Genomic DNA, 12,034 nt, shown 5'->3' with positions numbered 1-12,034 from the left:
AAGAATGCGTGTAGGCTTATATTTCGGCACATTTGATCCAATTCACATAGGTCATCTCATAGTAGCAAATCAGGTTTTGGAACACACCGATTTAGAGAAGATTTGGATTGTGGTCAGTCCACAAAACCCATTTAAAGATTGCAATTCTATTTTATTAGATTCTCACCGTTTGAAAATGGCTTTTATAGCTGTGGAGAAATATGAAAACATAAGTGTTTCTGATGTAGAATTTAAACTTCCTAGACCATCTTATACATTCGACACTCTTGAGTATATAAAGGGTATTTATCCCGATCTTGATTTTTCTCTAATAATGGGAGGTGACAGTATAGATACTTTTCACAAGTGGAAAAATTACAAGTCTATATTAGATAATCACAGGATTTATGTGTATCCACGCACTAGTGAACAAAAAAAAAGTATAGAACACCCAAATATAATTTTGTTAAACTTTCCGATAATACAGATATCTGCAACCTATATTAGAAATTCTATAAAACAAGGCAAAAGCATAAGGCCTTTTTTGAATGAAAGGGTTTTAAAATATATAAGTATCAACAATTTATATAATAATTGTGTTTGAAAAAAATATAAATTTGCGCTGAGTGTTGTTACTTTTAACTTTTTAAAAACATAAAAATGGACGATAGAGGAGATATAAAAAATGAGATTTTTTCAAAATCACTTAGAGCGGGTAGGTATACTTATTTCTTTGATGTTAGGGAAACTAAAGCAGAGGATTATTATCTAACTATTACTGAGAGCAAAAAGTTTACAAATGACGATGGAAGTTTCCATTACAAAAAGCATAAGATTTATTTATATAAAGAAAATTTTAATGATTTTAAAGAGTATCTAAATGAAGCTATGGATTATATCATAGAAAAAAAAGGTGAAGAAGTAATTTCAGATACTTATAAGGACTATTCCGACTACGAATAATCTCTTTGCTTTTTAATTGTTTTTTTTGATTAGTTGGCATCTCGCTTATTATGCGGGGTGTCATTTTAATTTAGCACTCTACTTAACATAATATAAATTATAATCTTATTATTTATAATAAGCATGTCCATTATCTTTTTTAGTATTTCAGCAGAAGTTTTTTGACTTTAAACCTGAGTTCGATAATAATTTACTCAATTAAAGCACTTTAAAGCCTTGAATTAACCGATATTAAAGAGATTCCAATAACTACACTAGCAACCTCTTAAATCCCAATAAATTTACTTATTTTTTTAATTTAGCCGTCTACCAAAATAGTAAATAATATTAAACTTCGTACAATGAAAATTTTAAGAATAATTAATGCCTTTTTAATATGCTTAGTCACTTTGCTAAATATTGGACGGCTACTATATTAGTGCTTTTAGCAGTTCAGTAAGTGTCAATAATTATTTTAGGTTCAAGACAACTTAAGGGGATTTTTTCTTATCCATTTTAAGAGACAAAAATACAAATTTTCATTTCGATAATTAAACCTCCATTCACACTCTTTTAGATGATAATAAAACTTGTGCTTATGGACTCCTCTAAACCTGGATAATCGAACTTTACATAGTCCCCAAAAATTCTCAATTCCATTAATGTGATTTACTCCTTTAGCAAATTCATTTTCACTATGTTTTACTCTATAATGCCTTTTATAACCATAGTTTACCAAGCCGTCATAAGACTTAAACCCATCAGTATAAATTGTACTTTCTTTACTTGCTCTGCTCTCTATAATAGGCATTATTACTGATGATGAGCAGTTTTTTACAATTTGTGTATAAACTTTACCCTCTCTCTTTAACATACCAAATACTGGAACTTTTCCTCCTGATCCTCGTCCCCTTTTTCCCCTAACTCGTTTAGCTCCAAAATAACTCTCATCTAATTCTATCTCCCCTTGATTAAAGGGACTTTCTTCTTCGCATTTTTGAGCAATTAACAAACGTAATTTGTCAAAAATTTTGTTGATAGTATAACGACTTACATTAGTCAATTTACTAACTTTTTTCGCTTGAATATCTAGGCAAAATAACCGCAAAATAGACCTGAATTTTGCCTCAGAAATTCTTGAACGAATTATATACTTGTTTTTCATAGATAACATAAGGGGTTACACGCATGTAAATTTACCTTAAGTTGTCTTGAACCTTATTTTATAATCAAGGTTAATGAAAATAAAGGATTTATTAGGATGTGTTTTGTCATGTACAATTTTGTCCTTTGGTTCTTGTTATACGAATAGTACAGAATCGGAAAATCTCTCTTTAACTGACCGAAGAAATGAGTTTATATCAAAATGGAAGGGCAAAACAATCGTATTACCTATATATGATGGTGGTCAATACGATTTTAAAGTAAACTGGGGAGATGGTCAAATCGATCATATTAGTTCTTATAGGCCATTATCTCACACGTATAAGACTCATGGAGAGCATATTATATCTATTACAGGGAAAATCGAGGGATTCAACTTTGGAAAAGTTCCAACTAGTAAAGATCAAATAATAAGCATTGAAAAATGGGGCAATTTAAAATTACTCAACAGTGTAAAAGGTAAAAAACCTGTAATTAGAAATCATCGTGATCAGGTTAACAGTCTTTTCAGTCCAAATTTAGGATGTTTCCAAGCCTGTACTAATCTCAAGAGTGTGCCATCTAGTTCCCCTAAATTAGAAGGAGTTACTGATATGTCTAACATGTTTAGGGATGCTACTTCTTTTAAAGGAGATATTAGCCAGTGGAATGTAGAGAATGTTACTGATATGAATTCTATGTTTAATGGTGCTAAAGTCTTCAACGGAGATATTAGCAAGTGGAATGTAAAGAATGTCACTACTATGTCGAGTATATTTTGGAATGCCAGTTCTTTTAATGGAGATATTAGCCAGTGGAATGTAGAGAATGTTACTGTTATGTTTGGGATGTTTTCTGGAGCTAAAGTTTTTAACAGAGATATTAGCCAATGGAATGTAGAAAATGTCACTAATATGATTGGGATGTTTGGCGGGGCTAAAGTTTTTAACGGAGATATAAGTAAATGGAATGTAGAAAATGTGACTAATATGGCAGCCATGTTCTACGGAGCTAAAGTTTTTAATTCTGATATTGGCAAGTGGGATGTCTCTAGAGTTGCTAATATGGAAAATATGTTTCTAGGAGCTGAAGCTTTTAATCAGAATATTGGCTCATGGGACGTCAAAAATGTTAGTAATATGTCTGGTATGTTTCATACTGCTACCTCTTTTGATCAGGATATAAGTAAATGGGATGTAAGAAATGTTACTAACATGTGCAGCATGTTTATTAAAGCTGCATCTTTTAAGTGTGACATTAGCAGATGGAATGTAGAAAATGTCACTCATTGTGCTGGTTTTTCTGAGTATAACGAAAATACAAGTGTCAAAAATCTCTTTATCAATAATGAATGTAGAAATAAATATAGCTCAGAATAAATATTTTAGATATTTGTTTGTGATAAAAACAGGAATTTTAAGATGTTTGTAAAAATCAATCCATCGTGGAAAAAACATTTAAATGACGAATTTGAAAAGCCTTATTTCAAAAAACTAATCGAATTCGTTAAAGATGAATACAGCAAGCATAGGGTTTATCCAAATGGCAAAGAAATCTTCAGTGCTTTTGACAAATGTTGCTTCGAAGATACTAGAATAGTTATCTTAGGTCAAGATCCATATCATGGACCTAATCAGGCTAATGGATTGTGTTTTTCGGTAAAAAAGGGTATTCCCCTCCCCCCTTCACTTCAAAATATTTTTAAAGAAATAAAAGACGATCTAGGAATAGATATTCCCAATCACGGAGATTTAGAACATTGGGCTAAACAGGGAATATTACTCTTAAATTCCATATTAACTGTAAGGGATGGAATGCCTGGCTCTCATCAAAATAAAGGATGGGAAATATTTACCGATGCGGTAATAAAAATTATAAATGAAAAAAAAAGAGATGTTGTATTTATGTTGTGGGGAGCTTATGCTCAAAAAAAAGCACATTTCATAGATAGAGAAAAACATTTCGTACTGTCATCTACTCACCCCTCTCCCCTATCTGCACATAGAGGATTTCTAGGATGCAAGCATTTTAGCAATGCTAATAATTATCTAAAATCTAAAAACACAAAATGTATAAACTGGTAAATAGTCCCATTCTATTTCAGTATTTTTTTATATTATCTTTTTAAAAAACTAAATACTACTTTTGGGTAGTTTTGTTTAAAACATTAGAATGAGGTAGATGGAGAAAATTATTTTCTTTTTTGAAAAGAAGGGCTTTGATGTGTGTTCTAGAATATCAGATAAGTTTGGTATTATTCAAACTTCACATGTCAGGCTATTTTTTATTTATTTATCCTTTGCAACTGTAGGGGGCGGTTATTTTATATACTTGTTAATTGCTTTTCTATTTAAGGTTAAGGATAAATTTTTTGTGAAAAGAAAATCTGTATTCGATATATGAGATGAATCTTATAAAGACCAAACTGTATATTTCAGTAATAGTAGTATTGCTGATAGTGCTCATAGGCCTTAATGGGTATATGTATATAGGGAACTTCTCCTTTATAGATGCCTTATATATGACGGTTATAACCATCTCTACGGTAGGATTCTCAGAGGTCAACCCACTGGATAATAACACTAAGATATTTACTATTATCATGATATTTGGTAGCATATGTACTTATGCTTATGTGGTTTCTTTGCTCACCCAATACATGGTCAATGTAAATTTTTTCAAAGAATTCAAGATAAATAAAATGTGTAAAAAAGTAAAAAAATTAAAGGATCACACTATTATTTGCGGTTATGGGAGAAATGGAGCTCAAGTGGCTAGAAAATTGATCCATTTTGGAAAAGATATTGTGATAATAGAAAATTCACCAGAAAAAATAAATCATCTTATAGATAATAATATTCTATATGTAGAAGGTGATGCTACTTTAGACAGTTCATTAGAAAAGGCAAATGTCAAATACGCCAAAAATTTAGTTTCTACTCTGTCTTCAGATGTTAATAATTTATTTATAGTTCTCTCTGCTCGAAAAAAAAATAAGAATTTAAAAATAATAAGTAGAGCCTCTGAAGAGAGCTCAAAAGAAAAGTTTGATATAGCTGGGGCAGATAATGTAGTTATGCCTGAATTGGTAGGTGGAGGACATATGTCATCTCTAATAATTATGCCCGACCTCATGGAGTTTTTAAGTAATCTTCTTTCAGAAGATAAGCCTTCTTCTATGAATCATCTAAAAGAGATAAATGTAGATAATTTACATCCTGAAATGATAGGCGGCACAATTGCAGATATAAATATTAGAGAAAAAACAGGTTGTTTTCCAATAGGTTTCAAGACAAAAGAGGGTAAGTATATAATAAACCCTGATTCTAATACAGTATTAGAGTTGGGATCTAAACTTATACTTTTGGGAAAACAGAGTGAGATAGAAAATTTACAGATTAAGAATATTCTTTAAAACTACCATCTGTAAATAGTAATATAACTTTTTCTATACTTTTATTTTTTTCTTCCTCTTTTAGAGGAGATATTTTTTTGTCTGTTATTTCATTCCCAGTCTCTTTTACTTTTTTTTCTTCTTCTTCTCTAACAAAAGGAAGAGTATTCTCTTTGTTTTTATTTTCTAAATAATTCATAGAAGGTGGAGAGCCTTCTCCTCTAAGTATCCAAATGGGATCAATCTCTGGATAAGCATCACATATTTTATTCAATAAGTCTATGCTAGGCTTGTTACGATTGTTGAGTAAATGATGAATACTAGGAGTTTTTACTGCTATTTTTTTAGCAAAATCAGAAGGGCTCAGATTAGAGATTTTAATTATTTGTTTTACTCTTTCAGTATAATCACTAGTCATAATTACAATTATAAATTCTTGTTACAAATGTAAATAAAAATTATTTAAACAATTGTTTTAACAATTGTTACTAAAATCGAGTGTGAATGAGGATTCATCAGTTAAAACGCATCTTTTAAACTAAACTTACGCTTTATTTATTGGTGTTTATATACCTATAAATAAGCATTTTATGATTATTTATATAATTCTATACTTTACCTAAGTTTTTATTTTAACAATTAGTAATAAAGCTAATAATCCTTGTATTATCTATGGTTAACAGAATAGATATTTAATTCAGCTGAATAATGAGATGTAGAATTCCTTGATAGTGTTAAATTAAAACTTCATATTAATACACTTAAATAACTGATTTACAGGTATTTACATTACACAAAAAGAATCTAAGTGCCTTGGGTACAATTGTTTTTTAAATGCAGGCGATTCGTTCTTTAACATTTGTTAAAATCTTGATTTTTAGAAACTGTACTTATTACAAATGTTACAAGATCTCTTTTGATATATTTGCACTCCATATCTAAAAAAAATAAGGGCTAATGGAAAACGAACTTTACAATATCAATAAGTCTTATGATGTCTATAAAGAGACCTCTATTACAAACAGAGTTTTTAAGCACATCGATATTATGAATGTTCTAACTAAACATGAAAATTCTTCTCTTTTTGAAATAAAAACTATAGGAAAATCTGTTCAAGGTAGGGAGATAAAATCTGTCTCTTTTGGACGAGGGAGTATTAGAGTTATGATTTGGTCTCAAATGCATGGGAATGAACCTACTGGAACATCTTCTTTAATGGATATCTTGAATTTTTTCAATAGTGAAAATGGTGATTATCTACTAGAAAAACTTAGAATATTGATTATACCTATGTTAAATCCAGATGGAGCTGAATTATATCAGAGAAGAAACGCACAAGGCATAGATATAAATAGAGACGCTTTGCAATTACAAAGTCCTGAAGGTAAAATTTTAATGAGAGAAATAGAAAATTTCAATCCTGATTTTTCATTTAATCTACACGATCAACAGAGAGCTTATAGCGTTGGTAACACCAAAGAAACAGCTACTATTTCGTTTTTATCTCCTTCGGAAAATTATGAGAGAAGTATCACAGATAATAGAAAAGAGACTATGAGCATCATATGCTATATGAACTCGTTTTTACAAAACTTTATTCCTAGAAACATAGGTAGATACACAGATACATTTTATCCTACCGCTTTTGGAGATAATTTACAAAGGTGGAATTACAAAAATATACTCATAGAATCTGGAGGCTTCAAAAATGATATAGATAAACAACAAGTGAGAAAATTTAATTTTTTAGCCCTTCTATCGGGGTTTTATTTTATTGCTTTTGGAAGTGATAAAACTATTGATTACAAGAACTATTTTAACATTCCTAACAATGACAAAAACATTTGTGACACAATTGTAAGAGATGTAACAATTGTAAATAAATCAACTGAGTCTATTGTAGACATAGGCATTATGAATAATGAATTGTGGATTGAGAGAAATAACACTTTGGAAATAAAAGCTAGAATAGAACAAATAGGAGATTTATCAAATTTTGGGGCCTATAGAGAAATAGATGCTAAGAGAGCTCTATTTAAAAATATCGATGAAGAAAAACCTCTCACCTTCATGCAGGAAGCTAGTTTTAAAATAGGAGATTTAACTATAATAAATGGTAATATTGTCTGATAAACTAAGTTTTACTTTTTGTCATTATAATTTACAAAAGTGATAGAGAATTTAAATAATATAAAACATACAGATAGTAATAATTTCTTTATAATAGCTGGTCCTTGTCTGATCGAAAGTGAATATATGGCTATGAAAATAGCTGAAGGAATTTTAGAAATAACAGATATTCTCAAAATCCCTACTGTATTCAAAGGATCTTTTAAGAAGGCTAATCGCTCTAGGATAGATAGCTTTACGGGAATAGGAGATGAAAAAGCTTTGAGGATATTAAAATTAATATCAGATAAGTTTCAAATACCAACTCTAACGGATATCCACACAGAAAGGGATGCTGTTTTAGCTTCTGAATATGTAGATGTATTGCAGATCCCAGCTTTTTTAGTAAGACAAACAGATTTATTGTTATCTGCTGCTAAAACAGGGAAGTTTATAAATCTCAAGAAAGGACAATTTATGTCACCAGAGTCTATGAAGTATGCAGTCGATAAAATTGAAAAATGTGGTAATAATAATCACCTTGTTACCGATAGAGGGACTATGTTTGGATATAATGATTTAATAGTAGATTTTAGAGGTATTCCGAGTATTAAAAAAATCTCTACAGCCGTATTGGATGTAACACATTCACTACAACGACCAAATCAAAAAGATGGGATTACAGGAGGAAATCCCAATATGATAGAAACTATAGCAAGAGCTGGCATAGCTGTGGGAATTGATGGTATATTTTTAGAAACCCATCACGATCCTGCTACTGCTAAGTCTGACGGATCAAACATGCTGAAACTAGAGGATTTAAAAGATTTATTAATTAAACTGACAAGCATTAGAAAGGCCATTAATAATTTCTAGAATTATATAAGACACTTTATGCTATAGTGCCTTATAAGATTAAAGTCACTTTATTTTTGTAATTCTGATTTAATAGTTCAATTCAACAGAAAAATAAATGTTATTGTCCATATTATTTTTGATATCGTTATTGGGTATTAAATATGATACATTCATACTAAACTCTTGATAATTAAACCCTGAGCCAATGCTGAAATAATTTCTATACCCCTTTTCTATATCTTCATAAAAATATCCAGATCTAAAATAAATAGTCTTACTCCAAGAATACTCTAAAGCAAATGCGCTTGAAATCTCTTTTAATTCTTCTCTAAATCCATGGGGAGAATCGTAAAAAGATTGAATTATCCCTTTAACTATACCGACATCATTACTCATGCCTAATTCTATCTCCTTAGTTAAATTTCCATCTTTATCCCTTTTATAAATAGGAGGAGATGGAACTAATAATTTATTTAATTCTACAAATGCATTTAAAGCATTATTCTTATTGATATGAAAACCTAATCCAAATCCTATTTTCATATTAGTAGGTAAACTAATTCTATTTTTTCCATCTAATGAATACGAAATTTTTGGTCCAATATTAGTTAAGCAAACACCTATTGCAGGCCTTAATATATATTTTCTAATCTTGAAATCTGTCAGGTAATAACCACTTATATCTATGCCTATAGATTGTCCTACTTTAGAATTATCTACAATCTTTACATCTATAATATTAGAATTGATATACCTAAATGATATTCCCATAGAGAAATTTTGGCTCAATTTCATACTGTAAGCAACATCTATTGAAAAATCTAAAGGAGAAAATTTTGAATCATTTGTTTGTGTTGCATAATTTTTGATCTTAATGTCCTTAAGTGCACGGATGCTTCCACTCATAACCTTTGAATGGTCTAACCTATAATAAATAGGCATATAAAACATATATACTGGGTTGAGAGTCTTTTCAAACCAAGGTAGCATACTTATACCAATACCAAATTCCCCATCTATAAATGTATACTTCGATGGATTTACATTTTGAGAAAAAACATCAGGAGAAGAGCAAGAAGAAATACCAGCCAGAGCATTAGCTCTAGAATCTGGAGATATATTTAAAAAAGGAACTGCAATATTTATCATTCTATCACCCCTCTCTTGAGCAAGAGTATTAAAATCAATTAAAAACGTAAAAATAAATAATAGAGCTACACTTACAAATATATTTCCCCTAAAGTAAATCATAGGATTACTCTTTTTTAAAGGTATGTTAAAAAGTAATAAAACATACACGAAATGATAACAAAAAAACTAGATTAGGACAAGTATTTACGTTTTCTTGAAACAGATTTTATAAATAAGCTGAGTTAAATATCTTAATAACCCAACCTAGGCTTATAAAAAAAATGATTTCTTGGAAGAAGATATAAAAAAAATAGGATGCTAATTTTTTATTTAGATAATTTTCTTCTATTTAGCACGGCCATGTCCATGGCGCAAATAGCTGATTCTATGCCTTTATTACCTAGTTTTCCCCCTGATCTAGCAATAGATTGCTCTATATTATTATCTGTAAGAACGCAAAATATAAAAGGTATTGAATACTTGATATTCAAATCTTTTATGCCATTGGACACGGCTTGACATATATAATCAAAATGTTTTGTCTCCCCTTCGATTAAACTTCCTATACTAATAATGGCATCTATACTTGTATTACTCTCATATAAGAGTTTTGATCCATAAATCAACTCAAAACTACCAGGAACATTTAACCTAAAAATATTACCCTCATCTACCCCACTGCTCAATAGAGTTTCATTGGCTCCATTGTATAGATTCTCAGTTATCTGAGAATTCCATTGAGACACCACCAAGCCAAAGCTCATCTCACTAATATCCTCTTTGGAGATATTGTCTATTATAGAACCATATTTTCTATGTTCAGTAGACATTTAATCTTTATTAGCTAAAGCTGAATACTTAGACAGTTCTATATACTTTTCTACATCTTTTGCCTCTGCAGATTTTGGGAACTTATCTTTTATAGTTGTGAACATCTCAGTAGCAACAGAATATTTTTTTAACTCTAAAGCTACTATTGCGCCTTTCATCAAAAAGGTTGGAGCAGTTATATCATTATCACTAATACTTACAGCTTCCCTATATGAAGTCAAAGCCTTATCGTATTGTTTTAACTGAGAAAAAGCATCACCAATCCCTCCTTTAGCTATAGCCATAGAAAAAATATCTTTTGAATAGTAATCTTGTAAGAGGTTTATAGATTTTTCATATTCAGATTTTTTTAGGTATATCATACCTGCATAATATCTAGATAGATTAGCAGCACTAGTAGAGGAATACTTTTCTATAATATCATTAAAACCTGAAAACTGTCCATCACCGTCTAATGCTAAATCAAAATTGCCTTCAGAAAAATATACTTTTGCTTGATCCATATCGTTAATGGCCTCAATCTCTCTAGGAGATTTATAATAATTTGTATATCCCACGTAAAGCAAAAAGATAAGTACAGCAGATATTAACGATATACTTATTACTTTTTTATTACTCTCTACAAACTTTTCTGATCTAGATACTGTCTGACCTAAATCTTTAAATATATCTTCGTTAGTATCTATTTTTTTATTTCCCATAACAGTAAATAACTTTAATATTCAATAATTTTCAACAAGCGTAAAAACAAAATGACAATTAGATATCATCACTGTGTTTTCAAGGCTTCGGCACCACTTACTATTTCTAGTATTTCACCAGTAATATTAGCCTGTCTAACCTTATTATAAGTAACTTTTAATTGATTTTTTATATCATTAGCATTATCAGTAGCCTTATGCATGGCTGTCATCCTGGCGCCCTGCTCTGCAGAATAAGAATCTAAGATATAACTATATAATTCAATTTTTAAAAAATCTGGTATTAATTTTTCCAAAATCTCTATTTTGGAAGGTTCAAAAATATAATCTCCATTTGTTTGATCATCAGCATTGAACTCCTCTATAGGAAGAAACCTATTGACAACTACCTCTTGAGTAGATACATTTTTAAATCTGTTGTATACGACATAAACTCTATCGTAATACGAATTGAGATATTTATCAATAACATCACAAGCCACTTTAGAGACATTTTCAAATGTCAGATCATTGAATAACTCACTTTGATTATCGATTACATTTGTCCTCTTCGACAAGAGATCAAAACCCTTTTTACCTATTGTTAAAATATCTGTATTAGCAGAATTTTCTCCAATTTCCTTGATAACTCTCTTACATACATTAGAGTTAAAAGCTCCACATAGCCCTCTATTGGAAGTTATGACCAAAACGAGATTTCTATTAGAACACTCGCGTTGCCTAAAATACAAACCTACAGAACTTTCCTTTAGAGAAGCAGAAGATAAATTGTTTAAAATGCCTTTGAATTTATTGCTATAGCGTTTTACTTTAAGGCTCTTATCATGAGACTTCTTTAACTTGGTAGCAGATACCATCTTCATAACACTGGTGATCTGCATGGTCGAAGATACCGATGTTATTCTATTGCGTATTTCTTTTAAATTCGACATTTAAATCTATTTAT

The 12,034-nt window shown here is 30.1% G+C and carries 14 protein-coding genes; 8 read left to right on the top strand and 6 right to left on the bottom strand.

Annotated elements, in window-relative coordinates; all coding sequences use genetic code 11:
• The first annotated feature begins 4 nt into the window (after positions 1–4).
• Together nadD and JBKA6_RS05845 are read left to right on the top strand one after the other, a co-directional pair.
• Positions 5–583: a nicotinate (nicotinamide) nucleotide adenylyltransferase gene (nadD, locus tag JBKA6_RS05850; RefSeq protein ID WP_096686770.1), complete on the top strand. Its 579-nt coding sequence runs from the start codon at positions 5–7 to the stop codon at positions 581–583.
• Between the two features lie 56 nt (positions 584–639).
• Positions 640–942 carry a DUF3276 family protein gene (locus JBKA6_RS05845; protein ID WP_096686768.1) on the top strand — a complete coding sequence of 101 codons (303 nt, stop codon included), beginning with the start codon at positions 640–642 and terminating at the stop codon, positions 940–942.
• A 460-nt stretch (positions 943–1,402) separates the two neighbouring features.
• Here the strand turns inward: JBKA6_RS05845 and JBKA6_RS05840 are convergent, their stop codons facing one another.
• Entirely contained in the window at positions 1,403–2,095 is a 693-nt protein-coding gene (locus JBKA6_RS05840; protein ID WP_096686766.1) for an IS1595 family transposase, read from the bottom strand.
• A gap of 64 nt (positions 2,096–2,159) precedes the next feature.
• Between JBKA6_RS05840 and JBKA6_RS05835 the strand changes: the two genes are divergently transcribed.
• From JBKA6_RS05835 to JBKA6_RS05820, 4 genes are all read left to right on the top strand, one after another.
• Complete coding sequence (locus JBKA6_RS05835; RefSeq protein ID WP_096686764.1) at positions 2,160–3,443, top strand: BspA family leucine-rich repeat surface protein; 1,284 nt, start codon at positions 2,160–2,162, stop codon at positions 3,441–3,443.
• Positions 3,444–3,485: 42 nt separating this feature from the next.
• On the top strand, positions 3,486–4,148 hold the full coding sequence (gene ung, locus JBKA6_RS05830) for a uracil-DNA glycosylase (protein WP_096686762.1): 663 nt from the start codon (positions 3,486–3,488) through the stop codon (positions 4,146–4,148).
• Positions 4,149–4,245: 97 nt separating this feature from the next.
• Positions 4,246–4,467: a PspC family transcriptional regulator gene (locus tag JBKA6_RS05825; RefSeq protein WP_096686760.1), complete on the top strand. Its 222-nt coding sequence runs from the start codon at positions 4,246–4,248 to the stop codon at positions 4,465–4,467.
• 1 nt (position 4,468) lies between these two features.
• Positions 4,469–5,479, top strand: a complete 1,011-nt coding sequence (locus JBKA6_RS05820) for a potassium channel family protein (RefSeq protein ID WP_096686758.1) — start codon at positions 4,469–4,471, stop codon at positions 5,477–5,479.
• On the opposite strand, the gene JBKA6_RS05815 is transcribed toward JBKA6_RS05820, so the two are convergent.
• Positions 5,463–5,876: a helix-turn-helix domain-containing protein gene (locus JBKA6_RS05815; protein ID WP_096686756.1), complete on the bottom strand. Its 414-nt coding sequence runs from the start codon at positions 5,874–5,876 to the stop codon at positions 5,463–5,465. The two genes, JBKA6_RS05820 and JBKA6_RS05815, sit on opposite strands and share 17 nt — an antisense overlap.
• Before the next feature lie 539 nt (positions 5,877–6,415).
• Between JBKA6_RS05815 and JBKA6_RS05810 the strand changes: the two genes are divergently transcribed.
• Entirely contained in the window at positions 6,416–7,588 is a 1,173-nt protein-coding gene (locus JBKA6_RS05810; RefSeq protein WP_096686754.1) for a M14 family zinc carboxypeptidase, read from the top strand.
• A gap of 39 nt (positions 7,589–7,627) precedes the next feature.
• Positions 7,628–8,443 carry a 3-deoxy-8-phosphooctulonate synthase gene (gene kdsA, locus JBKA6_RS05805; protein ID WP_096686752.1) on the top strand — a complete coding sequence of 272 codons (816 nt, stop codon included), beginning with the start codon at positions 7,628–7,630 and terminating at the stop codon, positions 8,441–8,443.
• Positions 8,444–8,512: 69 nt separating this feature from the next.
• Here the strand turns inward: kdsA and porV are convergent, their stop codons facing one another.
• The 4 genes from porV to atpG all read right to left on the bottom strand — a co-directional run bounded on the left by porV (position 8,513) and on the right by atpG (position 12,020).
• Positions 8,513–9,676, bottom strand: coding sequence for a type IX secretion system outer membrane channel protein PorV (gene porV / locus JBKA6_RS05800; protein WP_157776972.1), 1,164 nt, complete (start codon positions 9,674–9,676; stop codon positions 8,513–8,515).
• 206 nt (positions 9,677–9,882) lie between these two features.
• Positions 9,883–10,386, bottom strand: a complete 504-nt coding sequence (gene ribH / locus JBKA6_RS05795) for a 6,7-dimethyl-8-ribityllumazine synthase (protein WP_096686748.1) — start codon at positions 10,384–10,386, stop codon at positions 9,883–9,885.
• Entirely contained in the window at positions 10,387–11,088 is a 702-nt protein-coding gene (locus JBKA6_RS05790) for a tetratricopeptide repeat protein (protein ID WP_096686746.1), read from the bottom strand.
• A gap of 68 nt (positions 11,089–11,156) precedes the next feature.
• A complete protein-coding gene (atpG, locus tag JBKA6_RS05785; protein WP_096686745.1) occupies positions 11,157–12,020 on the bottom strand; it encodes an ATP synthase F1 subunit gamma in 864 nt (287 codons plus the stop codon).
• Positions 12,021–12,034 lie beyond the last annotated feature (14 nt).

Source organism: Ichthyobacterium seriolicida (assembly GCF_002369955.1).
Taxonomy (GTDB): Bacteria; Bacteroidota; Bacteroidia; order Flavobacteriales; family Ichthyobacteriaceae; genus Ichthyobacterium; species Ichthyobacterium seriolicida.
This window is presented reverse-complemented; position numbering and strand designations above follow the sequence as displayed.